The sequence below is a fragment of the Nocardia thraciensis genome, assembly GCF_054782435.1.
The window spans coordinates 99,818-126,280 of record NZ_BAAGSM010000051.1; the positions used below are offsets into that span (position 1 = coordinate 99,818).

A 26,463-nucleotide genomic window follows, 5' to 3' on the forward strand; every position below is an offset into this window, starting at 1 on the left:
CGAATACGCGCGACTCGCGGGTGCGGAGCCTTACAAGACACCGGCTCGCCATGACTGATTCACCGAACGGTGGTAGTCATCAAGGCCATGATGAGGAAAATCATGGCAACCGCCATCCTGGCCGTCGGCGCCGCGCTGACCGTCGCCCCCGCCGCGCAGGCCGACCCGGTCGCCGATCCCGGCAACTACTCGCTGCAGAACGAGAACTTCGTCGTCTACACCGATCCGGCGGCCCTGTCCGCGCAGCAGAACGGCAAGCAGGTGATCGTGAGCCCCTACGGCACGTCCCGCCCCATCGCCTGCCGTGACAACACCACCCCGCTCGACGACTGCTGGCAGCGCGACGACTTCGGCTGGTTCCCCCTCCAGAAACAAGAACTCCCCCAGGTAGGCACCACCTGGGTCCACGTCGTCTGAGATTCCGGCCAAAGCACGCCGGAATGTGCACGCAGGCCACCCACCCCTTGTGCACGCAGGCCACCCATTCCCTGCGCACGCAAGCCACCCATCCCCTGCGCACGCAGAGGCCACCCCATTCCCTGTGCACCCGCCCCCAGGGCGGGTGCACAGGGATCTAAGCCTCCAGCTTGTACCCCAGCCCGCGCACCGTGACCAAATGCTCCGGCTTGGCCGGGTCGGCCTCGATCTTCGAGCGCAGGCGCTTGACGTGGACATCGAGGGTTTTGGTGTCGCCGACGTAGTCCGCGCCCCACACCCGGTCGATGAGCTGGCCACGGGTCAGCACGCGGCCGGAGTTGCGCAGCAGGTACTCCAGCAGGTCGAACTCCTTGAGCGGCAGCGTCACCGGCTTGCCGTTGACCTGCACGGTGTGGCGGTCGACATCCATGCGCACCGGGCCCGCCTCCAGCACGCCGCTCTCACTGGAACCGTCCATCTCCTCCCCCACCCCGCGGCGCAGCACCGCACGGATGCGGGCGATCAGCTCGCGTGAGGAATACGGCTTGGTGACGTAGTCGTCGGCACCCAGCTCCAGGCCGACGACCTTGTCGATCTCGCTGTCGCGGGCGGTCACCATGATCACGGGCACGCTGCTGCGGGTGCGCAGCTGCTTGCAGACGTCGGTGCCACTCATGCCGGGCAGCATGAGATCCAGCAGCACGATGTCGGCGCCGGAGCGGTCGAACTCGGCCAGCGCGGACGGACCGTCGCCGACCAGCGTGACCTCGAACCCCTCCTTGCGCAGCAGGAACGCGAGCGGATCGGCCAGCGACTCCTCGTCCTCGACGATCAGCACACTCGTCATCGGGTTGCCTCCACACCGTTGGGTCTGGCCCGCCCCACGGGGCGCGGGCCGGTTTCCTTCTTACCCACCGCGATTCCGGTGGGAGTCCTTCTGTCCCCCGCGGCCGTGTTCGCGCCGGCCACGCCGTCCCGCTCCGCGGTATCGGTGGTGGGGATGCGCAGCGTGAACGTCGAACCCGTACCCAGCTTGCTCCACAGCGTGATCTCGCCGTTGTGATTGGCGGCGACGTGCTTGACAATAGCCAGCCCGAGCCCGGTCCCGCCGGTGGCGCGCGAGCGGGCCTTGTCCGCACGGAAGAACCGCTCGAACACCCGCTCCTGATCCTCCTTGGCGATACCGATACCGCGATCGGTGACGGCGATATTGACGTGGCCGCCGCGCAGCGAGCGGCTCACCGACACGTGGGAGCCCTTCGGCGAGTAGTTGATCGCGTTCTCGACCAGGTTCGACAGGGCCGTGACCAGCAGCGTTTCGTCGCCGAGTACCTCGAGCCCGCTGTTGGCGTCGGTGCTGACCGTGATCCCGGCGGCCTCGGCGGCGGTGCGGGAGCGCTCGATGGCGGCGTTGACGACGGTGTCGACGTCGACGGCCTCCAACTGCGGCAGCTTCTCCGCGCCCTGCAGCCGCGACAGCGCGATCAGCTCGGTCACCATCTTGCCCATGCGGCCGGATTCGGCGTGCAGCCGCTCGCCGAAGTGCCGCACCGAGTCCGGATCGTCGGCCGATTCCAGCAGCGCCTCCGCCAGCAGGCTCATCGCGCCGACGGGCGTCTTGAGCTCATGGCTGACGTTGGCGACGAAATCGCGCCGGGTCGCCTCCATGCGCGCCTGCTCGGAATCGTCGTCCGCGAACAGCACGACGAAGTTGGAGTTGTCGCGCGACAGCGGTCGGGCCACCCCGCGCACCGCGATGCGGCTGCGGCCGGGCACCGGATTCTTGAGGGTCAGGTCGAAGTCCACGCTGACGCCGGAGGCCAGCACCTTCTCCACCGCCGCCCAGGCGCGCTCGTCGAGCAGCCGGTTGCGGACCAGGCCGAGTTCCTCCGCGCGCGGATTCACCAGCACCACGTCGCGGTACTCGTCGACGACCGCGATGCCGCTCTCGGAGGCCAGCACGATCAGGTCCAGCACCTGCGACATGGTCAGGCCGGATTCGGCCTCGCGGCGCTGTGCCTGCCGGGCGTTCATATACGGAATGAGCAGCCCACCGACGGCCAGTCCTACGACGGCCGCCAGAATTGCCAGCAGCACGGCCTGCGGAACGCTCACAATTGAATCGTACGGTCGCGGGCGCGGCGGCCAAGTCCGGGACCACGAAGTTTCGCGCAGGTCACGGGCACTTACGCCGGTGTTAGCCGGTCGTTTACGCAGTGTTCGACGGGCGTGCCGGGCGGACCGGCCGCCGCGCGTCGAGACACCGACGACGGTGCCGCCCGCACATTTCGTTGTGGCGCCACGCATCTGGAGACCACGCTAAGCCGACGTGAACTGTCGTCCCATGGGCCGGGCCCGGGTGTGCCGGACCGCCCTCGGGCGCGACTGTGATATCCACCTCAACCGTACGCGATCGTGGTGGCCGGGGACCGGGTCTACCCGGCTCGGACATCGTCCGGATCCCCGTCATGGCCGCATGAACGGTGTCGCCGTGCCGGTCTGCCCAGGCGCCCAGGGCAAAGAGCGGGGTCAGCAGATCGCGGCCGGTCGTGGTGAGTTCGTATTCGACGCGGCGCGGAGACTCGGCGTAGCGGTGGCGCTCGAGCAGGGCCAGCCTGCCAGCGTCGTTGCGCACCCGCAGGCTGTAGATGGGGAGGCAGGTGAGCGTTTACCAGCCGGGGTTGCCCTTGATCGGGAGGTGGACGTAGCTGGGGGCGGCGGGGTCTAGTTGCAGATGTTGTGGGCGCAAACCGGTTTCGAGGAGGAGGGGGGTGGGCGGCAGGCCCTTCGGGAAGTTTCCGGCGAATACGTCGACACGCAGGCGATGTCCGGGCTGCAGGACGGCGTCCACCGCCGGGACCGCGATATCGATCGGGGTGGGCTGGCCGGGTACGGTCGGCTGCCGGGTGTCCAGGGACAGGTCGGGCACCGGATTCGTGTAGTCACCGTTGGCCGCCCGAGTGCTGCGTGACTCGTCGATGCTCCGCAGCGAGGCCATGAGCTGGCCGGTAGACAGCGCCGTCGAGCGGCCGTCCGGCGCCACGTCGTTCACCGACACCATCCAGAATCCGTCGGTGCCGTCCTGAACCGTGTTGAGCCGCACCGACATCGGTCCCGCGATCGTGGTCGGCGCGCCGACCGGCGCGCTGGTGAACGTCAGTCCGCCGAGTTCGTGAATCCGGTCGTCCTCCGCGCAGCCGACGATGATCGCCGCCACCCCGACGGTCTGCTGGGCGGCGTCGCGCGAGCAGAGCCCGGTCAATCCCGGTGCCACGGTGAGCCGATCGACACCGGGCCCCGGCTCGGTGAGCAGCGATCCGTCGTGCACGCTGCCGGTCGAGGTACCGCTGGGCGCGGCGGCCAGGTACATGCGCCGATACTCCGACTCCGGCTCCGGCTGCCCGAAGGTGGCCAGCGTGGTCCAGCCGCCGCCCTGCTCCTGCACGGTGACCGGACCGTACCGGTCGATGCCGTTGTCGATTCCCTTGAGCCACTTGTCGAACCACGCCCGCTGCAGCACGTCCATGCGTGGCGGCAGGCCGGGGCGGCCGGATTCGGCACCGTTGTTGATGTGGTAGGTATCGCCCATCAACAACTGTTTGTGCCCGGGCGGCAATGTCATTCGGTCGTAGACCTCGGTCTGGGAATTGACGAAAACGTCGTGCCAGCCACCGGTGACGAAGGTCGGCGCCGTGATCCGCGTCGGATCGTTCTCCCATGCCTGCCGGGTCGGGCTGTCCTTGTCGAGCAGCTCCTGCACCTTCGGGCTCAGCTGCGAGATCTCCGGCGTCACAAAGACATTGACCAGTGCGTCGACGAACGTGAACGGGTCGGCCAAGCGGTCGGCGAGCCATTTGGTGTCGAACCTGCCCTGGAATACCGAGGCCAGATCGGGCACCAGTTTGCCGCCGTTGACCGCGGCCAGCCACATGGGCATGAAGGTGGTCCCGATGGCGCCGCCGGGCGCGACCAGATCGCGGAACGGGTTGCGGCTGGGCACAACCGGGAAGATCGCCTTCAGGGCGGGCGGATTCTTCGCCGCCGCCTGCAACTGGTTGAGGCCGGAGTAGGACACGCCGTTCATGCCGATATCGCCGGTCGACCACGGCTGCCGGGAGGCCCAGTCGATCACCTCGACGCTGTCCTGCTGCTCGCGCTGGCGCAAGATATCCCAGATGCCCTGGGAGAAGCCGGTTCCGCGGACGTCGACGACCACCTGGGTATAACCGCTCTTGATCAGCTGGCGGTCGGCGGTGAAGCTGCGCACCAGGCCGCCGCCGAGAGCCTTTGTCAGGTCGGTGATTCCGGAGAACGGCGTCCCGGAGAAGTCGACCGTGCGCGCGAGTTGCACGATCAGATCCGACACCCACGGGATCGACATCGCCGAATCACCTAGCATCGAGCCCAATTTCGTATAGGGCGTGAGGTTGACGACGGTGGGCGTGGGAGTGGCGATCGGGCGGCCGGTGGCGTCGGCGGGGTGGTACACATTGGCCTTCAAGACCGTGCCGTCGCTCATGGTGATCGGGACGTCCCACTCGATGTAGACGTTCGGGTACTGCTGCGGGCCGTCCTCGGCGGCGGTCCAGGCCGCTCCGGCGGCGCCGCCGTCCGGCCCGACCGGTTCGGGCGCCGCGGACGCCCCGGGAGCCAGGAACGGAATCACGGCCACGGCGCTGGCGGTCACCAGCGCGGCGCGGAGCAGGTGTCTCATCGATATCCATCCACTCGATCGGGAAACGACTGCTCCCTAACGTAGAGCCACGCGATGACGGGAGATACGAATCGGCGCAGAATCATTCGACTGCACAAACCTGGGCCACCGAGACGGCCGAAAAGCCAATCCGATTGGGCATCGGGCAGAAAAGTCCCGGGGCGCACGCCGTTGTGCGCACCCGGGACAGCCGGGGAATCCCCGAGATCTACCAGCCGGAGCGGCCCCGCACCGGGATGTTCACGAAGCTGGGCGCATTCGGATCCAGCTGCACGTGCTGCGGTTTCAGACCGGTATCGATCAGCATCGGCAGAATCGGCAGCCCCTTGGGGAAGTTGCCCGCGAACACGTCCACCCGCAGCCGGTGGCCGGGCCGCAGCACCGCTTCTGTTGCGGGCAGGGCGATATCGAGCGTGGTCGCCTCGCCCGGCACCGTGGGCTGCCGCTTGTCCAGCGAGGTGTAGGCCCGTGGATCGGTGTAGTCGCCGTTGGCCGAGCGGGAGCTGCGCTCCTCGTCGACCTGGCGCAGCGAGGCCATCAGCTGGCCGGACGACAGCACTGTCGACTGCCCGTCGGGCGCGACATCGTTGACGGTCGCCACCCAGTAGCCGTCGGCGGCGTCCTGAACGGTGTTGAGCCGCACCGCGATCGGGCCGGAGATAGTGGTCGGACCGGCCACCGGAGAGCTGGTGAAGGTCAGCCCATTGGTCTCGGCCACGCGCGAATCCTTGGCGCAGCCGTCGATGATCGCCAGCATGCCCGCGGTGGCCTGCGCGGCGTCGTTGGAGCACAGGGTGGTCAGGCCCGGGGCCACGCTCAGCCGGGCGGTGTCGCCGTTGGCATCGGGGGTCAGCGAACCGTCGTAGAGACTGGCGTCGGCGGTGCCACTCCGGTTGGCGGACAGGTACATCCGGCGATAGTCGGCGGCCTGCTGCTCCGGGGCGGATGGCCCGAAGCCGTCCTGGGTGATCCAGCCGCCGCCCTGCTGGCGCAGCGTCACCGGACCGTAGGTGTCGATGCCGTTGTCGATTCCCTTGAGCCACTTGTCGAACCACGCCCGCTGCAGCACGTCCAGCCGCGGCGGCAGGCCCGGCTTGCTGTACTCGTTGCCGGAGCTGACGTGATAGGTGTTGCCCATGAACAGCTGCTTCTGACCGGGCGGCAGCGGAATCTCGTTGTAGATCTTGGATTCCGAGTAGGTGAACAGGTCGTGCCAGCCGCCGGTGACGAAGGTCGGAATGTCGATCTCGCTCGGAACACCCAGCCACGCTTGCCGTTCGGAGCTGAAGTCGTTGAGCATGCCCCGCACTCGCGGATCGAGGTCTTCCATCCGCGTGCTGGTGTAGGCGCTGAGCAACACGTCCATATAGGTCAGCGGGCTGTCGATCCGGTCGGTGAGCCACTGGGTGTCGAACTTGCCGTTCGCGATCGAGGCCAGGTCCGGCACCCACTTCAGCGAGTTGATGGCGGTCAGCCAGAGTGGGATGAAGTTGAAGCCGAAGCCGCCGCCCGGCGCCAGCACGTCGTCCACCAGGTCGCTGCCGGGCACCACCGGGAAGATCGCCCGCAAGGCCGCCGGATGCTTCTCGGCGGCCTGCACCTGGTTGATGCCGGAGTAGGAGATGCCGTTCATGCCGACCTTGCCGTCGGACCACGGTTGGCTCGATGCCCAGTCGATCACTTCGACCGTGTCCTGCTGCTCGCGGTCGCGCAGCATGTCCCACTCGCCCTGGGAGAAACCGGTGCCGCGCACGTCGACCACGACCTGGCTGTAACCGCTCTTGACGAGCTGCCGGTCGACAGTGAAGTTGCGCAGTTCGCCGCCGCCGAATGCCTTGGTGAGGTCGGTGATACCCGAGAGCGGAGTGCCCGACAGGTCGATCTGCCGGAACAGATTCAGCAGCGCATCGGACAGACCGGGAATCGACTGCGCGTGGTCGGCAAGGTTGGAGACCAGCTTGGTGTAGGGGGTGAGATTGACGATGGTGGGCGTCTGCACGTCGGCGGGACGACCGGAGGCATCGGCGGGGCGGTACACATTGCCCTTGAGCACCGTGCCGTCGCTCATCGTGATCGGCACGTCCCAGTCGATGTGGATGTTCGGATACTGCTGCGGCCCCTCCTGAGTGGCGGCCCACGCGGCACCGGCGGCGCCACCGTCCGGACCGGTCGCGATGGGTCCTGCGGCGGCCGTGGCGGTCAGGAAGGGAAACACCACGGTCGCGGCAACCGCCGCCACTGTGGCACGCAGCGCGTACTTCATCGGACGTGAGCCACCTCTCGAAATGGTCGAACGACCGGAAGTGTATCTACCGGCAAGTAAGTTTCAAACCGTCGGTTACGTCAACTGAAGCCGAATTCTCTCACCTACTCACCGCCACCTCCGAAGCGACGACCAGGCCAGAAAGATGAGAACCTGCCTACCGATCGTTATTCGGACCATGCCCTGCCGGCCCGAACTCGACTGCCGCAGCCGCCGCATGCCGCGAGATCCGGTCGGCAGCAATACAATAGCTACGCTTCCGTAGGCGAGACGCAGTTCACAAACCGAGCCGTCGGGAACCATAGCGCGCCGGGTGGGCTCGACCGGGAACGCCACTCCGGCAGCCACCGTTTCGGTGCCACGCCGGAAGTGCCCGCTGTTCGGTGCCGGCCCGAGCGTGCACGCCGTGCATCTGAGTACAGAACGTAAAAGCGCTGCGGCACACGGCCACAGCGCCCTTGCAAGCACTCCTGAACGATGAGAACTACTTGCCGCCCTGACCTGCGACCGCGGCCGCACCTGCTGCGGCTGCCTCCGGATCCAGGTACTCGCCCGGGCCCACCGGGCGCAGGTTCTCGTCCAGCTCGTAGCGGAGCGGGATGCCGGTGGGGATGTTGAGGCCCGCGATATCCTCGTCGGAGATGTTGTCCAGGTGCTTCACCAGCGCGCGCAGCGAATTGCCGTGCGCGGCAACCAGGACCGTCTTACCGGCCACCAACTCCTTGGAGATGGTCGACTCCCAGTACGGGACCATGCGGGCGACGACGTCCTTCAGGCATTCGGTCGGCGGCACCTCGATGTCGGCGTAGCGCGGGTCGCCGTCCTGGCTGTACTCGGTGCCCGCCTCGATCGGCGGCGGGGGCGTGTCGTAGCTGCGGCGCCACAGCATGAACTGCTCGTCGCCGTATTTGTCCCGGACCTGCGCCTTGTTCTTGCCCTGCAGTGCGCCGTAGTGGCGCTCATTGAGCCGCCAGTCGCGCACCACCGGAATCCAGTGCCGGTCGGCGGCGTCCAGCGCGAGGTTGGCGGTGCTGATCGCGCGGCGCAGCAGCGAGGTGTACACGATGTCGGGCAGGATCTCGTGCTCGGCCAGCAGTTCACCGGCGCGCTTGCCCTCGGCCATACCCTTGTCGGTCAGGTGGACGTCCACCCAGCCGGTGAACAGGTTCAGGGCGTTCCATTCGCTCTCGCCGTGGCGCAGCAGCACGAGGGTGTACGTCATGCGGGTCATGCTAACCCGGCTCCCCGCGTGCCCGACCGGACGCCGGTCAGTCGTATTCGTCGGCGGTGGCGTGCCCGGCGGCGAGCACGCCCGCGCCCACCAGGGTGGCGCCGCCCGGAATTCGCGACCGCACCACCTGCAGGTCGCGGGTGAAGTCCAGGCGGGCGTGGGTGGCGACCGCCGCCTGCAGCGGATCCCACAGCGGCGCACCGGATTCGGCGAATCCACCCCCGATCACGACCCGGTCGATGTCCAGTAGCGCGGCGGCCGACGAAATCGCCTGCCCCAGAGCGGTTCCGGCGCGGCTCATGGCGGCCCGCGCGATCGGGTCACCGGCGTGGGCGTCGCGCGACAGCTCCATGCCGGTCGCCCCGGTCCAGCCCTGCTCGCGCGCCCAGCGCGCCGACGACATCCCGCTCGCGACCGCCTCGACGCATCCCACGCCACCGCATTCGCACGGCACATCCCAGCCCGGAACCACGATATGACCGATGTGACCCGCATTTCCGGTGCGGCCCACCGCGACTCGGCCGTCGCTGATAATGCCGCCGCCGATCCCCGACGACACCGTCATGGCGAGCCCGTCGCGCACGCCGCGCAGCCCGCCGACGTGGTGTTCGGCCAGGGCCAGGCAGGCGCCGTCGATGGCGAATCGGATCACGGCCGCCGGGAACAGCTCCTGTACGGACGCGACGATCGGGAAGCCGGTCCGCCATTCCGGAATGTTCAGGGGTGCGGTGATTCCCGAGCGCACGTCCACAGGCCCCGCCGAGCCGATGCCGACGGCGGTCACCCGCGTGTCTCCCGCCACCTCCGACAGCAGGTCGCGGCAGGTGTCCCACACCGACTCCGGCGGCACCGCCGCCCGGCGCACATCACGCACCGTGCGTCCGGCGTGAACCATCCCGGCCGCGAACTTCGTCGCCCCGATATCCAGAGCCAGAACCGTCATGTCTGTGCCGCCTTCTGTCGTACACCCGTCGCTCCGCGCCGGACCCACAGCATTCTCACCCGCTCCGGACCCCACGCACACACCGGCATCGTTCACGCACTCCGCACCTGCACAACCTCCCGGCGGACGACGCCGGGGAATGGGGTATGGAGGTCCGGGCGGGGGATGCGGTCCGGGGTCGTTGAGCGGGTTTAGGTGTCTTCGGTGTCGACGAGGTGTTCGAAGGCGCGCAGGTTCTTGAGGGATTCGCCGCGGGAGACGCGCCACTTCCATTCGCGGCGAATGGATTCGGCGAAACCGAGTTCGAGCAGGACGTTGAAGTCGGCGTCCACGGCCTCGAGGATCTGGCCGAAGATGCGGTCCAGTTCGTCGGGCGTGACGGCGTGCGTGGCGACGCGGCCGACCATGTAGATGTCGCCGACGCGGTCGAGGGTGTAGGCGACGCCGTACAGCCGACGGTTGCGGCGGAGCAGGAACTTGTAGACGCCCTCGAAGTTCTCGTCCGGTTTGCGGCAGACGAAGCACTCCACCCGCATCCCGTGCTTGCCGACGGTCAGCATCACGGTGGTCTTCAGCTTGCGCTCGCCGGGCAGGACCACGATGAAGGTGTCCGCGCCCTCGCGGGTGTAGTCCATCTCGCGCTCGCGCAGGGTGTCCTCGACCAGTTGCGCGGTGTCTCGGATCGGGTTCGGGTCGGTCACCGGCGTACCACTCCCATCCGGCGCCGCCACAGCGCCCGCGACCTGGCCTGATTGCTGTCCGTCTGCAACGTACCCGCCAGTCGCGAACGTATGCCCCGGTACCCCGACAGCGTCTGCGAGTAGCTCTCCAGCAGCCCCTCCGCGGTGTGTTCCCAGGAGAAATTGGCGGCGTGCCCGACCGCGGCGGCACCCATGCGGCGCAGGCCGACCGGATCGTCGAGCAGCGAGCCCAGCGCCGCCGCCCAGTCGTCGGCGCGGTGGCCGGGCACCAGCAGTCCCGAGACGCGGTCGCGCACCGCGGTCCCCAGCCCGCCCACGTGCGCGGCGAGCACCGGCGTGCCGCTGGCCTGCGCCTCGAGAGCGACCAGGCCGAACGATTCGTTGTAGCTGGGCACGGCCACCAGGTCGGCGGCCCGATACACCTGCACCAGGCGGTCCGGCGGCTGCGGGGGCAGGAACGTCACCCGGTCGGCGATGCCGAGCGCGGCGGCCAGCTCGATCAGCGCGTCAGGGCGTTCCAGCCCGGTCCCCGACGGGCCGCCCACGATGAGAACGCGTACGGGGCGGTCGGGTTGGCCGCGCAGCACCTGCGCGGCGGCCTGCACGAGCACGTCGGGGGCCTTCAGCGGCTGAATGCGCCCGACGAACGCCACGATCTGCTCGTTCGGGTCCAGGCCCAGTTCGGCGCGCGCGGCCACTCGATCGCCGGGGTGGTAGCGGGTGAGGTCGGCGCCCGGCAGCACCACGTCGATCCGCTCCGGATCGGCGCCGTACAGCTCGACCAGCTGGCGGGCCTCCTCGCCGGTATTGGCGACCAGCCGATCGGCCTCGGCCGTGATCTGCTTCTCGCCGATCTCTCGGGCGGGCGGCTCCGGGGTGTCGCCCTCGGCGAGGTAGGCGTTCTTGACCGCGGCCAGCGTGTGCGCGGTGTGCACCAGCGGCACCCGCCAGCGGTCCCGGGCCAGCCAGCCGACCTGGCCGGACAGCCAGTAGTGCGAATGGATCAGGTCGTAGTGCCCCGGCAGCTGCCGCGCCTCCTGCCGCAATACCTCCGCGGCGAACGGGCACAGCTGGGTGGGCAGGTCGTGCTTGTCGAGCCCCTCGAACGGCCCGGCGACCACATGCCGCACCAGCACACCGGGCGCCGCCTCCACGACGGGTTCGTCGTTGGAGGACGTGGCGCGGGTGAAAATCTCCACCTCCACGCCGCGACGGGCCAGCTGTACGGCGGTCTGCAGCACGTAGACGTTCATGCCGCCCGCATCGCCGGTGCCCGGCTGGGCCAGTGGCGAGGTATGCACCGACAACACGGCGATCCGATGGGGCCGTAGGTCCGTGCGTTGACTCACCTCTCCAGTGTGCACGTCCGCGCCCACCCGCCGTCGCGCGCTCCAACCCCAAGTGACCGCCGTCACAAGGTGATTCGCCACCTCGCTCATTCGCGCGAAGGCCACGCGGCCCACGGTGAACACCCACCTCCGCAGCCTCAGCGCACCGCGATTCGCTGCCCATCGCGTGCCGCAGCAAGCCCCCACGATCTCCCCCGAGCACTGCGATATGCGATCAGCCACACACGCCGCACGCCTATCCAGCACTCCCGGTTCAATTCGCCGCGGGTCGCCCCGCTCACCAGCACAAAACTCAGCGACTACACCTGAGACACCGAACCACGTCGGATTCAGTCCAACTCGGCGACGAACTCCGTGATCTCCGTGGCGAATCGTGCGGGGTCCTCGATGAACAGGCCGTGCTGGGCACCCTCCCAATACGACGTGCGTGCATCCGGTGCGGCCTCGGCGATGTAGCGGCCGTTGTCGATCGGGACCACCGGGTCCGCGGTGCCGTGCAGGACCAGCACCGGCACATCGAGTGCGCGCAGTGTGTCGGTGTTGTCGGCGGTGCGGTAGAAGAGCGCTTTACGCACCCGAGGCGGGGTGGCCAGACTCCCGCCGTACAGCCGCTGCGCGTCCTCCCCCTTGTCCCGCCCGGAGCCGGTGTTGGCATTACCGAAGGCGGCGAAACCGCGCATGGCCTTGCCCGCCCCCTCCTCGAAGACATCGGGAATGGCCTGCCGCATCGCGGGCCCGGGCTCGGCCCCGGCCACCCCGCGCCCGATCCCGGCCTGCGATCCGCTGTAGACGACACCGGCCACCGCCCCGGTCCCATAGGCGGTCAGGTAGTCGCTCAGCACGATCCCGCCGTAGGACCACCCGACCAGCACCGCACCGCTCTCGATGCCTTCCCCCGCCAGCACCGCGGCGATATCGGCGGCCCAGTTCTTCGGATCGTCGTACCCGGTCTCGGGCACGTCCGAGTAGCCGTGCCCGCGCAGGTCGACCGCGATCACCCGGAAACGCTCGGCCAGCAGGTCCGCGGCGGTCCCCCAGCACCGCAGATTCCCGGCCCAGCCGTGCAGCAGTACGAGCGGACGCCCGACGGCCGGACCGGTCACCCGGTACACGATGCTGGTCCCGTCCGCGCTCACCACGTCCCGAATAGCCATGCGGCCAGGCTAACCGGCCCACGCCCCACGGCGAATCGGCCGCACATATGCTCACGTTATGAGCACTCGCACCGCCGTCGTCACGGGAGCCAGTTCGGGAATCGGGGAGGCCACCGCGCGTGAGCTCGCCAAGCAGGGCTACCACGTGTATGTCGGGGCCCGGCGGGTCGATCGGCTGCGGCGGCTGGCCGACGAGATCGGGGGCACCGCGCTGGCCCTGGACGTGACCGACGAGGCGTCGGTGCGGGCGTTCACCGAGGCCGTCGAGCGGGTCGACGTGCTGGTCAACAATGCCGGTGGCGCCAAGGGGCTGGCTTCGGTGGCCGAAGCCGACCTCGACGACTGGCGCTGGATGTGGGAGACGAACGTGCTCGGCACGCTGCGCGTCACGAAGGCGCTACTGCCGCAGCTGATCGACTCCGGCGACGGTCTGATCGTCACCGTCACCTCGGTGGCCGCGTTCGACACCTACGACAACGGCTCCGGCTACACCTCGGCCAAGCACGCGCAGGCCGTGCTGCACCGCACGCTGCGCGGCGAGCTGCTGGGCCAGCCGGTGCGACTGACCGAAATCGCCCCCGGCGCAGTCGAAACCGAATTCTCCCTGGTCCGCTTCGACGGCGACGCCGACCGCGCCGCCAAGGTCTACGAGGGCATCGACCCGCTGGTGGCCCAGGACATCGCCGAGATCATCGGCTTCGTCGCGAGCCGCCCGCCCCACGTCGACCTCGACACCATCGTCGTCAAGCCCCGCGACCAAGCGGGCCCGGGCCGCTTCGCCCGCCGCCCGCAATAGCCCTTTGGTTCAGCCGCAACAACTCCCGGGTCAGTTGCCGCGGACCGGGCCCGGGGGGACCGGGGTGGCCGAGACGACCGCGGAGGGCTCGCCCTGCAGGGCGGACATGCTCTTCCAGGTCTCCCAGTCGATGGTCCAGTCGTAGAGGTCGCCGTCGGCGGCGGACAGTGCGATCGAGGTGCCGGTGATCTCGGCCGGGTCGCCGTACATCGCGGTCGGGAAATAGGCCTGCGCATCGGCGTTGCTCAGGTTGATGCAGCCGTTGGTGACGTTCGAGCTGCCCTGTGCCCCAGAGGATTCCGGGTTGGCGTGAATGAATTCGCCGTTGTTGGAGATGCGTACGGCCCAGCGTTCGCGAACGTTGGTGTAGTACGGCGGATTCGACATCATGAAGTCCTCGTACTTCTCCGTCACCACGTGGATGCCCGAGCGCGTAACATTGCGTGGCTCGTTGCCCTCGCCGTAGCTGCACGGGAAGTCGAAGATCGTCTCGCCGTCGCGGATCACCTGCACCCGGTGGCTGGGCGCGTACCCCTTCACGATCTGGCTGCGGCCGATCTTGAACTCCGAGCTCAGATCGGTGTAGCCGTACGCGCCCTCGCCGAGTTCCAGCCCGTAGAGCTTGCCCGTGAACTTCACGTCGGTGTGCGGCGCCCAGTACTCGCGCGGGCGCCAGTGCGCGCGGGATCCGCCGTTGTCGTCGGGCAGCCACGCCCAGCCGCCCTCGGTCTCCGGCGTGGTGGTGACGGTGAGGGCCTTCTCCACCGCGGCCTTGTTCGCGACGTGACCCTTGAACTGCAGGATGATCGGCGCCGCGATGCCGACCTCCTGACCGTCGCCGATGTTGATGGTGGCCGTCAAGGTCTGCTTGGGCGCGACCGTGGTGAACCTGCCCTCGATAGGAACCGGCTTGCCGTCGGTGCCGATCGCGGTGCCCGACCAGGTGTAGGCGGCGTCGTAGCCGAGCGGCTCGGAGACCTTGAAACTGCTCCCGTCCGGGGCGAGGGCGCCGGTGACCTGCTTCCCGCTGGCGTTGGTCAGGGCGACCTTGTCGATGCGCCCACTGACGACCGATACCGAGACCGGTGCGGTGGGGTTGACATCCGTGCTGCCGTCGCCGGGCTGGAAGGTCACCTTCGCGACCGGTCCGCTGTCCTTCGGCGAGGCATCGCCGCCGCCGTTCGAACATCCGGCCACCAACGCGGCACCCGCCAGCTGAGTCATTCCGATCAGCATGGCCCGTCGGCTGGTAACTCTTCGAATGCTCACTTCCTCGAATTTACCGCGACCCGCGCGGGGGTCGAGCCGCATCCACGCGTGGCGCCCGCCACCCCCTACAGCGCGATGTCCACCGTCACCGGTTCGGGTTCCAACCGGATCCCGAAGCGCTCGGCGACGCCATCGCGGACCTCGCGGGCCAGGTCGATCAGATCCGCGGCCGTCGCGGCGCCGCGATTGGTCAGCGCCAGCGTGTGTTTCGTGGACAGCCGGGCCGGCGCGTCCGGCCCGGGGTAGCCCTTCGCGAACCCCGCACGCTCGATCAGCCAGCCCGCCGAGAACTTCACGCCCCCGACCGCCGGATAGGTCGGAACTGTGATATCGCCCACATGATCGGCGATCGCCGCCCGCACCTTTTCCACCCGCTCCTCGGGCACCACCGGGTTGGTGAAGAACGAGCCCGCGCTCCAGGTGTCGTGGTCGTCCGGATCGAGCACCATGCCCTTGCCCGCGCGCAGTCGCAGCACCGCCTCGCGCACCCGCGCCGTCGGACGCGTGTCCCCCTCGCCCGCGCCGAGGGCGTTCGCGAGTTCGCGATAGCGCAGCGGCGCGCTGACCCCGTCTGGGTCGAGGGCGAACTCCACCTCCAGCACCACGGCACGGTCGCTGTGCTTGAGCAGCGAGGTGCGGTATCCGAAACCGAGTTCATCCGGTGCGGCCCAGCGGATCTCGCCGCTCGCGCGGTCGAGCAGCCGCACCCGGCGCAGCAGATGTTCGACCTCCACACCATAGGCGCCGACGTTCTGCACCGGCGTCGCGCCCGCGGAACCCGGAATCCCGGACAGGCATTCCAGGCCGCCGCGCCCCGCCGCGACCGTTGCCGCCACCACGCCGTCCCAGTCCGCGCCCGCCTCGGCGACCACCCGGTCGGCGCCGATCTCGACCCGCTCGGTCGCGATGCGCACGACGACCCCTCCGAATCCGGTGTCGGAGATCAGGAGATTCGATCCTCCCGCGAGCAACAGCAGCGGAATTCCGGCCGCGTCGAGGGTGCGCACCGTCGCGACGAGCGCCTCGGTGGTCGCGCATTCGGCCACCGTCGCCGGACCGCCGACCCGCAGCGTGGTCAGCTCCGCCAGCGGAACCGAATTGCGCACCCGCGCACCGGTCGCGGTCAGCAGCTCGCGCATTTCGTCGAACGGGACCACTCGAGATGTACGCACAGCGAAAGACGGTAGCGTGTTCCCCCATGGCGACACCTCTGGCGTACACGGCTCAGTACACGCATCCGGCCGACGCAGTCCGTGCCGCGTTCGCCGACGAGCAGTACTGGAAGGACAGGATCGAGGAGGTCGGCGGCCCCGGCGCCCGGCTCGACTCGTTCGAGGCGTCCGTTGATCAGGAGCAGGTGCACGTCGAGATGGTGCAGTCCATCCCGGCCTCGGAGCTGCCCAGCGCCATCACCTCGGTGCGGCCGGGCGACCTGATCATCCCCCGCACCGAGAGCTACTCCGGCTTCTCGGGCACCTTCACCGCACAGGTGCGGGACGCGCCCGCGCAGGTGCGCGGCACCGTCGCACTCAGTGCGGAGGGCGAGACGTCGCGCGCCGTCATCCAGGGCTCGGTCGAGGTCGGCATCCCGTTGTTCGGCAAGAAGATCGAGGCCGTCGTCGCGGAGAAGCTGCTGGAACTGCTCGCCTCGGAGACGGAATTCACCAACACCTGGATCGCGACCCGCTGACGGAGCCGACTGGCGACCCACGGCGGTGAGGCGCGCCCGCTAACCTGCCGCGACTCCCGCACGGGAGATCGAACACAGTAATCTAGCTCCCCATGGCTCGCCGACTGGACTATTCAGCCCGCTACCCGCTGCACACCACCAAAGAGGTGTACGCGGCGCTGTCCGACCGCGACTACTGGAATGCGCGGATGGAGGAGATGCGCAAGTACTCCCCCAACGAGGTGACCGCCCTGACGGCCACCGACAGCGGCATCGAGGTCGAAATCGAGCACGTCCTGCCGCGCGACATGCTCCCGGACATCGCGCAGACGGTGATGCGCAAGGATATGACGATCTCCCGCAGAGAGACCTACGGCCCGTACGGCCCGGAGGTCACCGGCGAGTACGTGGCCTCCATCCCCGCCGGGCCGGGCAGCCTGGACGGAACCATGCGCCTATTCCCCACCGAGACCGGTTGCACGCTGCGAACCTCGTCGACGGCGAAGGTATTCATCCCCATGCTGGGCCCGAAGCTGGAACAGATGATGCTGATCAACCTCGTGGATCTGCTGCGAGCCGAGGCCGAATTCACGGCGCAGTGGCTGGAAGAGCAGAACCCCACCGCCTGACGCCCGCCCCGTCCCGCACCCGGGGCACACCGGTCGGAACGATTACCCGCGGCACCACCGGAGTGAACCGGCTACGCCGCGGCGACCGCTGGCTGATCCACGACGAACTGGTGACCGCGCGGCTGCGTGCCGCCGCGGACCCGCTGGTCGTGGATCTGGGATACGGGGCGAGCCCGGTGACGACGCTGGAGCTGGCGCAGCGGCTGCGACGGGTGCGCACCGATGTGCGGGTAGTGGGTCTGGAGATCGATCCGGAGCGGGTGGTGCCGGGGCGCGACGGCGTGGTCTTCGCGCGCGGCGGATTCGAGCTGGCGGGTCAGCGCCCGATCCTGGTGCGCGCGTTCAACGTTCTGCGCCAGTACCCGGAGTCGGCGGTCGCCGCGGCGTGGGCGCGGGTGCTGAGCGGGCTGGCGCCCGGCGGGCTGCTGGTCGACGGCACCTGCGACGAGTTCGGCCGCCGCTGCGCCTGGGTGCTGCTCGAGCGGTCCGGTCCGGTCGCGCTGACGCTGGCGTGGGATCCCTTCACCGTCGAGCGCCCCTCCGATGTCGCCGAGCGGCTGCCGAAGGCGCTGATTCACCGCAATGTTCCGGGCGAGCGCGTGCATACGCTGCTCACCGCCGCCGACCGTGCCTGGGCCCGCGCCGCCCCGCTGTCGGCCTACGGCCCCCGGGTGCGCTGGCGCGAAAGCGCTCGGCTGCTGCGCGAGGAGGGTTTCCCGGTCCGCCGCTATCGCCGCCGCATGCGCGACTGCGTCCTGTCGGTGCCGTGGGAGACTGTGGCGCCCAAGGGTTTCCGAGCTATCTGAGAACTCAGGCCCGCGCCAGTGCGTGCCGGATCCGCTCGGCGGTGCGCGGCGGCAAAACCGCGGCGGCCGACCGGATCTCGGCGCTCGCGCAGCGATGAATGGCGACGGCATCGGCCACCACCTCGTCCAACGCGGCCTGTCCGATGCCCGTCTCGGCGAGATCCAGGACCGTCCGCACCGGCGTCGTGACCAGGAACGTTCCCGCCGATTCGACGTCCCGGTGGTGCAGCGCCCGACGCAGCACCACCAGCCGCGGCGCGCTGGGCACCCGCGCACCGCTGGACGACAGGTGCAGGAACCGCGGCCGCAGGCGGCCCAGCCCGTGCAGTTCGGCCGCGCTGTGGTGGGAGACCGCGGCCGCTCCCTCGAACCACGCCGACCACATCGCGTATTCGTCGAGCGGCCCGGCGGGCCAGTCCGCCAGCCGCAGCAGCCCGACCCCGGCGCGGGTCACCGAGCCGTCGCCGAGTGCCGCACGCACCCTGTCCTCGCAGCCGGTGCGCAGCACGAGGCGGGTGGTGAAGTATCCCGCGTGCCGGGCGGCCAATTGCCGCAGCACCCACCAGCCCTGCTCCGGGTTGCGGATTCGACTGGCGGCGGCTTCCCCGGACATGTGACCCAGGCTACGCCGGGCGGTTGTGCGGCATGTCACAATCGCCGGGCGTCCTCGAGTCGGCCCCTCACCCGTCCCACAGAGCGAGCTCAGAAAGCTCGGGAAGAATCGGTGGCATGAGTTCGAACCCTCCCGGCACCCGGAACCTGCGGCGGATCATCCTGATCGTCGGACTCGTCCTCGTCCTCGCCGTGGTCGGCACCGTGGCCGCCGCCGAGACCTACTACCGCCATCGGACCGCGAACTGCATCGCCACGCAGGTGGAGCGGGACCTGGGTTCCAAGGTGTCGGTGAGCTTCGGCCCGAAGCCGTTGCTGCTCACGGCAATCGACCACAGGGTCCAGTACGTCGACGTCGACAGCGACGACGCCAAGTTCGGGCCTGCCGTCGATATGAAGGTGCACGCGCGGCTCGACGACATCACGCTGGTCGACAACGGCCGCGGCGGCGCCGAGATCGGCAACAGCACCGCCGAGGCCACGTGGAGCAACGACGGCATCGCGCAGACGCTGAAGGGGCTGGTCTCCGGGGTCCAGTCCGATCCGGCCGCCGGGGTGCTGGACGTCAAGGTGCTCGGCGGCATTGCCGACCTGCAGGTGAAGCCGCAGATCATCGGCGACCGGATCGAGGTGACCACGCAGTCCGCTCAGCTGTTCGGATTCGGCCTGCCCACCGACCTGGTGGACGGCATCGTGGATCTGATGACCGAGAGCCTGCAGAGCTACCCGATGGGCCTGAAGCCGACCGAGGTCAAGGTCACCGACAACGGCATCGCGGTCTCGCTGGCGGGCGGCCCCACCAAGCTGGAACCCGCGCCGGATGCGCAGAGCACCGAGTCGAAATCCTGCTGACCTGCGGGGTTATTCGGGGAATTCCGCCAGCACCTCGCGTGAGCGGGACAGCCCGAGGCGCGTGGCGCCGGCCTCGATCAACTCGGCGGCCGCGGCGGCGGTCCGGATGCCGCCGCTGGCCTTGATGCCCAGCCGCCCGCCCACGGTGTCGGCCATCAGCCGCACCGCGTGCACGCTCGCACCGCCCGCGGGGTGAAAGCCGGTGGAGGTCTTCACGAAATCGGCCCCGGCCCGCTCGGCGGCGCGGCACACCTCGACGATCGCGCCGTCCGGCAGCGCCGCCGCCTCGATGATCACCTTGAGCACCGTCCGGTCGCCCACGGCCTCGCGTACCGTGACGATGTCCGACAGCACGGCGTTGTAATCCCCGACGAGTGCCGCGCCGATATCGATGACCATATCGACCTCGGCCGCGCCCTGCTCCGCCGCCAGCCGCGCCTCGGTGCCCTTGACCAGCGAATGATGCTTCCCGGAGGGAAATCCCGCGACGGTGGCGACCACCAGGCCGGGCGCCCGGACGGGCAGCATCGCGGGCGACAGGCACACCGCGTACACGCCCAGTCCCCGCGCCTCCTCGATGGTGGCGGTGACGTCGGCCGCGGTGGCCTCCGGCGCGAGCAGGGTGTGGTCGATCATCGCCGCCACCTCCCCGCGGGTGAGTGCACGCGTTCCTGGTTCGGGGGCGGTATCGGCCATGGGCACAGAGTCTGGCACAGCCACGGGGTGAATTTCGTTGCGGGCGGTGTCGGCCGTCGCGCACACTCGTAAGGGTCGGTCCACCTACGGTCCGGCGCAACACGGTTCCCGCCGCACCCGTGCGGATGTGCCCACTCGCTGGGGAGGAGACGTCACCGTGCTGATCCGTCGCGAACGGCCCGGCGACATCCCCGCGATCGATGCGGTTCACCGCCGCGCCTTCGCCCTCGACTATCCGAACGGCCAGCCCGACGATGCCCCGCGCGCCGCCGCCGATCCGGCCGAGGTGGCGCTGGTCCACCGGTTGCGCAGCGATTCCGGCTGGATTCCGACGCTGTCGATGGTGGCGCAGGTCCGCGACCGAGTTGTCGGCCACGTCTGCCTGACCCGCGCCGGTGTCGGGCCGTTCCCCGTGCTGGCGCTGGGCCCGATCGGGGTGCTGCCCGACCACCAGGGCAAGCGGGTCGGCTCCGCGCTCATGCACGCCGCCCTGGGCGCCGCCGACGCCCTGGACGAGCCGCTGGTCGGCCTGCTCGGCAGCCTCGACTACTACCCTCATTTCGGATTCGCCCCCGGCGCCCGCCTCGGCATCACCCCCGACGAACCGACCTGGACCTCCCACTTCCAGGTCCGCCCTCTCACCACCTACGAACCCGGCATCACCGGCGAATTCCATTACGCCGAACCGTTTTACGCGCTCTAGACCCGTTCCCGGCACCCTGGTACCCGGCACGCCGCCTCCCTTTATTTCCGGCATCCCACCCCTACTTCCGCCGCGCCTCCCCTATTTCCGGCATGCCGTCCCCATTCCCGGCATGCCACCTCTCTCATGTTTCCGGCATGCTTTTGGCCGGAATCCACGCAGGAGATTCCGGCCAAAAGCACGCCGGAATGACAAGAGGACGACGCGTCAGCGCCTCGGAATGACAAGTGGACGACGCGTCAGCGCCTCGGAATGACACGGGACGACACGTCAGCTCTCCGGAATCACTCGGGACGACACGTCAGCACCCCGGAACCACTCGGGACGACACCTCAGCACCCCAGAACCACACGGCACGACACCTCAGCACCCCAGAACCACACAGGACGACACCTCGGAATGGCCGGGGATGACCACCCGCGACGCGTCCTGGGAGAATCGGCCCATGAGTTCGACCACCGACGACCACCGCTACGTGCTGATGCTGGGCTGCCCCGACCGGCCCGGCATCATCGCCCGGATCACCTCGTTCATCGCCGACTTCGGGGGGTCCATCGTGGAGGCGGGGTACCACTCCGACGTCGACTCGGGCTGGTTCTTCACCCGTCAGGCCATCAAGGCGTCGACGGTGCCGTTCGGGCTGGCCGAGCTGCGGGACCGGTTCGCCGCGGTGGCGGCCGAGCTGGGGTCCGACACCGAGTGGCAACTGCTGGATTCCGGGGCCCGGCGACGCGCGGTGCTGCTGGTCAGCAGGGACGGGCACTGCCTGCACGACCTGCTGGGCCGCGCGGGCAGCGGCGAGTTGCCCGCGACCATCGAGGCGGTGATCGGTAACCATCCGGACCTGGCGGAGATGGCGCGGGCGCACGGTGTGAAATTCCACCACGTGCCGTTCCCGCAGGATCCGGCCGAGCGCGGGCCCGCCTTCGAGCAGGTCCGGGAGCTGGTAGACGCGCACGATCCGGATGCCGTGGTACTGGCGCGGTTCATGCAGGTGCTGCCGCCGGAGCTGTGCGCGCACTGGTCGGGCCGGGCGATCAACATCCACCACAGCTTCCTGCCGTCGTTCGTCGGTGCGCGCCCGTACCACCAGGCCTTCGCCCGCGGCGTCAAGCTGATCGGCGCCACCTGCCACTACGTCACCGCGGAGCTAGATGCCGGTCCGATCATCGAACAGGATGTGACGCGCATCGACCACGCCGACACCGTCGGCGACATGGTCCGCCAGGGCCGCGATATCGAGCGCGTCGTGCTCGCCCGCGGCCTGCGCTGGCACCTCGAGGGGCGCGTGCTGGTACACGGCCGCCGGACCGTCGTCTTCAATTAGTTCCGGCCAAAAGCACGCCGCAATACCCGAACGCACACCGCAGTACCTGAGCGCACACCGAATACCTGAGCGCACACCGAATACCTGAGGGCACGCCGGAAATACCTGAGCTTGCGAAGGTCAGCTGGCGACGGCGCGGGAACCGTGGCGGCCGATGCGCACCATGCGGTGCAGTTCGGCGTTGAATTCCTGGGGCGCTTCGATATTCGGCAGGTGCCCGGTCGGCAAGATCGTGTAGCGGTCCAGGTTGCCGGATTCGGCGAGCACGTCGGCGATCTCGCGCGAGTGGATCTCGGGCAGCAGCTTGTCGAACTCGCCCGCGATCACGCTGGTGGGCACCGTGATGGCGGCGGCCGCGGCACCCAGGTCGAGCTTCGCCAGGTCGCGCGCGACGGCGGCGCGCACCGCCGGTCGGCACGACCGCACGATCGCCAGGCCGAACGCGGCCTGATCGGCATCGGAGGCGCGATTCATGATGCGGGACTTGAACACCGTGCGCACCGCGGCCGAGCCGGGCAGCGGCACCGGCGCCCCGAATACCGCCTGCGCCGCCCACACCGGCATCGCGACAACATCGCTGACCAGCGGAACAATCTTGGCGCGTGCGGGAATCTGCTTGGCTGCCGTGGTCACCAGCACCACCGCCGACGCCCGCTGCTCGACCTGCTCGGGATACTGCTGCGCCCAGGCCTGGATGGTCATGCCGCCCATGCTGTGGCCGACGAGCACCGCCCGCTGCCCGGGCCGCAGTACCGCGTCCAGGACGTCGGACAGATCGCTGGCCAGCTGGCCTGGACCGAACGGCCGGGTGCCGACCCCGCTCTCACCGTGCCCGCGCTGGTCGTAGGCGACCACGCGGTACTCGCCCGCGAAGGCGTTGATCTGCGGGTTCCAGTATTCGATGCAGCAGGACCAGCCGTGGATCAGCACGATCACGTTGCCGTCGGCCGGGCCGTAGGCATGCACCCGCAGCCGGGCGCCGTCGGCGGTGGTGACGGGGACGATCTCGGGCGACGGGGCGGAATTCAGAGACGCGGTGGCATAGGTGCGGGCGCGCAACCGCGCGCGGTATGTGGCGGTCAGCGCGTCGGCGCCGCTTCGCAGGCCGTTCACCGGGTCGGGCAGCTTCACCAGCATGAGCACTCCTTTGTGTCCTCCCGCACACTACCGCGCTAGCAGCAGTGCTTGCTAGTGCAAGCAGCGAATCGGCGCAGGGACCGGCTACGCTGCGTGCATCCCGCATTCATCGAATACCCATTCCGCCGCAACGACATTCGCGGACGAACCTGGCGATGAAACTCTGTTATCTACAACACATATCGACCGGCGGCTCATCCGCGATAACTCCCGGACGAATAACGAATTGCGAACGGTTCCAGACGCTTCCGTCACGACGTCCCGCTCGATTCCGGCGTTCGCCGGAATGACGGGCCGGTATGCCGGAACGACGGGAACCGTACGCCGGAACGACCGGAACCGTACGCCGGAACGACCGGAACCGTACGCCGGAACGACCGGAACCGTACGCCGACAGGACAGGGCTGACCGGGACGCCGACAGGACAGTGCGGTACCCCCGGCGTGACTAGGCGCTGACCTCCCGCGCGACATGGGTCGCCGACAGCACCTGCGCCAGCACCTCGTTGAACTCCTCGTAGGCCTCCACATTGCCCAAGTGCCCGGTCGGCAGGATCTCGAATCGCTCGAGACTGCCTGCGGCCCGCAGCATTTCGGCAATCCGCTCGGCGTGCACGACCGGCGTCAGGTCGTCGAATTCGCCCGCGATCAGAGTGGTCGGCACCGTAAGCCGCTCCGCCGAGCGGCCGAGCGTGAGGTCGGCGAGCAGCAGCCCGAACTTCGCGCGGACGGCGGCCGGACACGAGCGCACGATCGACAGCGCGTAGTCGGCGACATCGCCGGTGGTGGCCAGGCTCATCACCTGCCGTCGAAAGATCCATTTCACGGGCGCGATCGGCGGGAACACAACCGCGGTGCCCAGCAGGAAGCGGCCGATGGCGAACGGCAGCGACACCAGCCCGCGGTTGAATACGGGCAGCACGGTGGTCTCGGCGACCAGGTCTCCGGGCGAGGTGTTGGTCAGCAGCACCGCCGCGGCGCGCTGGGCCACCTGCTCCGGATACCGCCCGGCCCAGGCCTGAATCGTCATGCCGCCCAAGCTGTGTCCGACCAGCACCGCGCGCTGCCCCGGCCGCAAGGTGGCGGCCAGCACGGCGGCCAGGTCGTCGGCCAGCAGATCGGTGGTCAGCGGGCTGTCGCCCAGTTCGGTCTCGCCGTGCCCGCGCTGGTCGTAGGCGACCACGCGACAGTCCCCGGCGAAGGCGTTGATCTGCGGGTTCCAGTATTCGATGCAGCACGTCCAGCCGTGCACCAGCACGATGACGTCACCGTCGGCGGGCCCGTACGAGTGCACTCGCAGCGCGGCGCCGTCGGGGGCGGTCACCGGCACGACCTCCGTCGGCGCGGCAGGCGGATTGAGCGCGGCGGTCCCGTAGTCCCGCACGCGCAAGGTGGCGCGATGGACGCGCAGCAGGTCCTGAATCCGGCCCGCCATCTGTGCCACCGGCCGGACCGGAGTAGGCAGCGTTGCCCGCATGGAACACTCCTTTGTGTGTTACTTACAAGAACAGTAACCCGCTGGAGTGGGTGCTAGCTAGTGCAAGCACGAAAAATCCGCCGCACCGACATCGCATCGGTGCGGCGGAAAGATCTCGGGTCGAGCCTCCTACCAGCGCGGACCGCGCTGCACCTCGTCCACCTTGGGCCGCACATCGGCCAGGTAGACACCGGTGGCGACGACCGCGACGATGCCGATCAACCCGACCGGCGTCTGCGCCAGGAACAGCAGCAGCAGGGCGACGGCCAGAATGGTGACCCAGATCGGCTTGGTCAGCTTGTCGACGGCGGTGAACGCGTCGGAGCGCTGCCGGATGGCGTGGACCAGCGCAAAGATGGTCGCGCCCAGCGCGGCGAGCCACAACACGAACACGATGGCACCAGTCACGGAGTACACAGTCCCCATGATAGGCAACGCCCTCGCATATCAGGACATGCGAGGGCGTCGCGGGCGGCTCGGGGAACCGCCCTACTTCTTCGGGGCCGTGGCCTTCTTCGCCCGCGCGGGCGCCGCCTTGGCCGGGGCCTTCTTCGCGGGGGCCTTCTTGGCGGGACCATTGGCGGCCGGGGTGGGCTCGGTGGTCACCTTCACGACCTCGGCGTCGACGACCGGCTCGCTCTCGGTGGCCTCCTCGGTCACCTTCTGGCCCAGCAGGCCGCGGGTCTGGTCGGCCACCTTGCCGAAGACGTCCTCGGCGCGGGTGGCGACATCGTCGAGGATGCCCTCGACCCGGCCGAACTGCTCGTCGAAGGTGGTGTTCTCCGAGCGCAGCCGCCCCACGGTCTCCTCGCCGCGGGCGGCCAGGTCCTGGTAGTAGTCCAGCACCTGGTGGTAGTACTGGTCGACCAGGCGGCGCAGTTCCTCGGGGGTGAGCCGCTCGCGCAGTTCGGCGACGTCGTCCGGCAGTTCGGAAGGCAGGCCGGTCAGCCGCTGGCGCAGCGACTCGAACTGCTCCTGCACATCGGCAGGCAGGTTCGACAGGCGCTCACGGGCCTCGTCCACCCGGCCGGTCACATCGGCGGTGGCGGCACGCTCGCGTACCTTCTCGACCAGATCGTTCACGGCGGTGTACAGCGCGTCGCCCGCGCCGACTGTCGCGTAGAGCGGCTTCGTCACGGTGGCATTCGGTTCGGTCATGATGTTTCGTTCTCCTGGCGTGGCGGAACTTCGGTAGTGCTGCCATCGGTGGCGTGCGGAACCTCGTTGTCCCTGATCCCCCCGGGAACGCCCCCCTGGGTATCCGTAGCGTCCCCTCCGATGTCGTTCCCCGCGTTTTCCCGGCGGAACGATTCGTAGATGTCCAGCAGCACCTGCTTCTGCCGCTCGGTGATTCCCGTATCGGCCAGCAGGGCGTCCCGGACGGGGCTCGGCGGCCTCTGTTCGAGATAACCGGCCCGCATGTACAAGACCTCCGAGGAGACCCGCAGACCCTTCGCGATCTGCGCGAGCACCTCGGCGGACGGATTACGCAACCCTCTCTCGATCTGACTGAGATACGGATTGCTCACCCCCGCCAGCTGTGCGAGCTGACGCAGCGAAACCTGCGCGGCCTCTCGCTGCGATCGGATGAAGCTTCCGATGTCGTGCGCCGCGTTGGCTACGCGGCCCACCCCTCCTCCGGCCGCAGACGTCTCTGCGAATTCCCCGGTGTTCTGGTCGGAAACCTCGGGCTCCTGTGCCATCACTCACCTTCCGGCG

27 protein-coding genes are annotated in these 26,463 nt (G+C 69.0%); 8 read left to right on the forward strand and 19 right to left on the reverse strand.

What is annotated here, in order from left to right:
- Nucleotides 1-102 precede the first annotated feature (102 nt).
- Entirely contained in the window at nt 103-417 is a 315-nt protein-coding gene (locus tag ACYVLQ_RS31265; protein WP_460701125.1) for a hypothetical protein, read from the forward strand.
- A 157-nt stretch (nt 418-574) separates the two neighbouring features.
- On the opposite strand, the gene ACYVLQ_RS31270 is transcribed toward ACYVLQ_RS31265, so the two are convergent.
- The 10 genes from ACYVLQ_RS31270 to ACYVLQ_RS31315 form a co-directional block, all read right to left on the reverse strand.
- Nucleotides 575-1,264 (reverse strand): response regulator, encoded by a 690-nt coding sequence (locus ACYVLQ_RS31270; protein WP_460701126.1) that lies wholly within the window; start codon nt 1,262-1,264, stop codon nt 575-577.
- Nucleotides 1,261-2,532 carry a sensor histidine kinase gene (locus ACYVLQ_RS31275; RefSeq protein WP_460701127.1) on the reverse strand — a complete coding sequence of 424 codons (1,272 nt, stop codon included), beginning with the start codon at nt 2,530-2,532 and terminating at the stop codon, nt 1,261-1,263. Before ACYVLQ_RS31275 ends, ACYVLQ_RS31270 begins: the two co-directional genes overlap by 4 nt.
- Before the next feature lie 94 nt (nt 2,533-2,626).
- Nucleotides 2,627-3,052, reverse strand: coding sequence for a winged helix-turn-helix transcriptional regulator (locus ACYVLQ_RS31280; RefSeq protein ID WP_460701128.1), 426 nt, complete (start codon nt 3,050-3,052; stop codon nt 2,627-2,629).
- A gap of 33 nt (nt 3,053-3,085) precedes the next feature.
- A complete protein-coding gene (locus ACYVLQ_RS31285) occupies nt 3,086-5,131 on the reverse strand; it encodes a CocE/NonD family hydrolase (protein ID WP_460701129.1) in 2,046 nt (681 codons plus the stop codon).
- 208 nt (nt 5,132-5,339) lie between these two features.
- Nucleotides 5,340-7,394: a CocE/NonD family hydrolase gene (locus tag ACYVLQ_RS31290; RefSeq protein WP_460701130.1), complete on the reverse strand. Its 2,055-nt coding sequence runs from the start codon at nt 7,392-7,394 to the stop codon at nt 5,340-5,342.
- Between the two features lie 484 nt (nt 7,395-7,878).
- Complete coding sequence (locus ACYVLQ_RS31295; RefSeq protein WP_460701131.1) at nt 7,879-8,616, reverse strand: phosphoglyceromutase; 738 nt, start codon at nt 8,614-8,616, stop codon at nt 7,879-7,881.
- A 46-nt stretch (nt 8,617-8,662) separates the two neighbouring features.
- Nucleotides 8,663-9,568 (reverse strand): ROK family protein, encoded by a 906-nt coding sequence (locus ACYVLQ_RS31300; RefSeq protein WP_460701132.1) that lies wholly within the window; start codon nt 9,566-9,568, stop codon nt 8,663-8,665.
- 191 nt (nt 9,569-9,759) lie between these two features.
- On the reverse strand, nt 9,760-10,269 hold the full coding sequence (locus ACYVLQ_RS31305) for a type III secretion system chaperone family protein (RefSeq protein WP_460701133.1): 510 nt from the start codon (nt 10,267-10,269) through the stop codon (nt 9,760-9,762).
- The gene (gene mshA, locus ACYVLQ_RS31310) at nt 10,266-11,618 is read right to left on the reverse strand and encodes a D-inositol-3-phosphate glycosyltransferase (RefSeq protein WP_460701134.1); all 1,353 of its coding nucleotides are present in this window, start codon (nt 11,616-11,618) and stop codon (nt 10,266-10,268) included. The genes ACYVLQ_RS31305 and mshA overlap by 4 nt, the downstream gene beginning before the upstream one ends.
- A 329-nt stretch (nt 11,619-11,947) precedes the next feature.
- Nucleotides 11,948-12,772, reverse strand: coding sequence for an alpha/beta fold hydrolase (locus ACYVLQ_RS31315; protein WP_460701135.1), 825 nt, complete (start codon nt 12,770-12,772; stop codon nt 11,948-11,950).
- A gap of 58 nt (nt 12,773-12,830) precedes the next feature.
- Here ACYVLQ_RS31315 and ACYVLQ_RS31320 point away from each other — a divergent pair, with 58 nt between their 5' ends.
- On the forward strand, nt 12,831-13,568 hold the full coding sequence (locus ACYVLQ_RS31320; RefSeq protein WP_460701136.1) for an SDR family NAD(P)-dependent oxidoreductase: 738 nt from the start codon (nt 12,831-12,833) through the stop codon (nt 13,566-13,568).
- A gap of 30 nt (nt 13,569-13,598) precedes the next feature.
- On the opposite strand, the gene ACYVLQ_RS31325 is transcribed toward ACYVLQ_RS31320, so the two are convergent.
- Nucleotides 13,599-14,792 (reverse strand): L,D-transpeptidase, encoded by a 1,194-nt coding sequence (locus ACYVLQ_RS31325; protein ID WP_460701137.1) that lies wholly within the window; start codon nt 14,790-14,792, stop codon nt 13,599-13,601.
- 110 nt (nt 14,793-14,902) lie between these two features.
- Complete coding sequence (locus tag ACYVLQ_RS31330; RefSeq protein ID WP_460701225.1) at nt 14,903-15,976, reverse strand: UDP-N-acetylmuramate dehydrogenase; 1,074 nt, start codon at nt 15,974-15,976, stop codon at nt 14,903-14,905.
- Between the two features lie 59 nt (nt 15,977-16,035).
- Here ACYVLQ_RS31330 and ACYVLQ_RS31335 point away from each other — a divergent pair, with 59 nt between their 5' ends.
- The 3 genes from ACYVLQ_RS31335 to ACYVLQ_RS31345 all read left to right on the forward strand — a co-directional run bounded on the left by ACYVLQ_RS31335 (nt 16,036) and on the right by ACYVLQ_RS31345 (nt 17,941).
- Nucleotides 16,036-16,527, forward strand: a complete 492-nt coding sequence (locus tag ACYVLQ_RS31335) for a DUF2505 domain-containing protein (RefSeq protein ID WP_460701138.1) — start codon at nt 16,036-16,038, stop codon at nt 16,525-16,527.
- A 92-nt stretch (nt 16,528-16,619) separates the two neighbouring features.
- Nucleotides 16,620-17,135 carry a DUF2505 domain-containing protein gene (locus ACYVLQ_RS31340; RefSeq protein ID WP_460701139.1) on the forward strand — a complete coding sequence of 172 codons (516 nt, stop codon included), beginning with the start codon at nt 16,620-16,622 and terminating at the stop codon, nt 17,133-17,135.
- A complete protein-coding gene (locus tag ACYVLQ_RS31345; RefSeq protein WP_460701140.1) occupies nt 17,105-17,941 on the forward strand; it encodes a class I SAM-dependent methyltransferase in 837 nt (278 codons plus the stop codon). The genes ACYVLQ_RS31340 and ACYVLQ_RS31345 overlap by 31 nt, the downstream gene beginning before the upstream one ends.
- A 4-nt stretch (nt 17,942-17,945) precedes the next feature.
- Here ACYVLQ_RS31345 and ACYVLQ_RS31350 read toward each other — a convergent pair whose 3' ends face one another.
- Nucleotides 17,946-18,554, reverse strand: a complete 609-nt coding sequence (locus ACYVLQ_RS31350) for a hypothetical protein (RefSeq protein WP_460701141.1) — start codon at nt 18,552-18,554, stop codon at nt 17,946-17,948.
- 116 nt (nt 18,555-18,670) lie between these two features.
- Between ACYVLQ_RS31350 and ACYVLQ_RS31355 the strand changes: the two genes are divergently transcribed.
- Entirely contained in the window at nt 18,671-19,405 is a 735-nt protein-coding gene (locus ACYVLQ_RS31355; protein WP_460701142.1) for an LmeA family phospholipid-binding protein, read from the forward strand.
- 9 nt (nt 19,406-19,414) lie between these two features.
- Here ACYVLQ_RS31355 and deoC read toward each other — a convergent pair whose 3' ends face one another.
- Nucleotides 19,415-20,101 (reverse strand): deoxyribose-phosphate aldolase, encoded by a 687-nt coding sequence (gene deoC / locus ACYVLQ_RS31360; protein ID WP_460701143.1) that lies wholly within the window; start codon nt 20,099-20,101, stop codon nt 19,415-19,417.
- Between the two features lie 157 nt (nt 20,102-20,258).
- Between deoC and ACYVLQ_RS31365 the strand changes: the two genes are divergently transcribed.
- Together ACYVLQ_RS31365 and purU are read left to right on the forward strand one after the other, a co-directional pair.
- On the forward strand, nt 20,259-20,804 hold the full coding sequence (locus ACYVLQ_RS31365) for a GNAT family N-acetyltransferase (protein ID WP_460701144.1): 546 nt from the start codon (nt 20,259-20,261) through the stop codon (nt 20,802-20,804).
- A 445-nt stretch (nt 20,805-21,249) separates the two neighbouring features.
- Entirely contained in the window at nt 21,250-22,131 is an 882-nt protein-coding gene (gene purU / locus ACYVLQ_RS31370; RefSeq protein WP_460701145.1) for a formyltetrahydrofolate deformylase, read from the forward strand.
- Nucleotides 22,132-22,251: 120 nt separating this feature from the next.
- Here purU and ACYVLQ_RS31375 read toward each other — a convergent pair whose 3' ends face one another.
- From ACYVLQ_RS31375 to ACYVLQ_RS31395, 5 genes are all read right to left on the reverse strand, one after another.
- Nucleotides 22,252-23,268 carry an alpha/beta fold hydrolase gene (locus tag ACYVLQ_RS31375; RefSeq protein WP_460701146.1) on the reverse strand — a complete coding sequence of 339 codons (1,017 nt, stop codon included), beginning with the start codon at nt 23,266-23,268 and terminating at the stop codon, nt 22,252-22,254.
- Between the two features lie 447 nt (nt 23,269-23,715).
- A complete protein-coding gene (locus ACYVLQ_RS31380) occupies nt 23,716-24,744 on the reverse strand; it encodes an alpha/beta fold hydrolase (RefSeq protein WP_460701147.1) in 1,029 nt (342 codons plus the stop codon).
- Between the two features lie 129 nt (nt 24,745-24,873).
- The gene (locus tag ACYVLQ_RS31385) at nt 24,874-25,170 is read right to left on the reverse strand and encodes a DUF2516 family protein (RefSeq protein WP_460701148.1); all 297 of its coding nucleotides are present in this window, start codon (nt 25,168-25,170) and stop codon (nt 24,874-24,876) included.
- Nucleotides 25,171-25,233: 63 nt separating this feature from the next.
- Nucleotides 25,234-25,902 carry a heparin-binding hemagglutinin gene (locus ACYVLQ_RS31390; protein ID WP_460701149.1) on the reverse strand — a complete coding sequence of 223 codons (669 nt, stop codon included), beginning with the start codon at nt 25,900-25,902 and terminating at the stop codon, nt 25,234-25,236.
- On the reverse strand, nt 25,899-26,447 hold the full coding sequence (locus tag ACYVLQ_RS31395) for a helix-turn-helix domain-containing protein (RefSeq protein WP_460701150.1): 549 nt from the start codon (nt 26,445-26,447) through the stop codon (nt 25,899-25,901). Before ACYVLQ_RS31395 ends, ACYVLQ_RS31390 begins: the two co-directional genes overlap by 4 nt.
- Between the last annotated feature and the right edge of the window lie 16 nt (nt 26,448-26,463).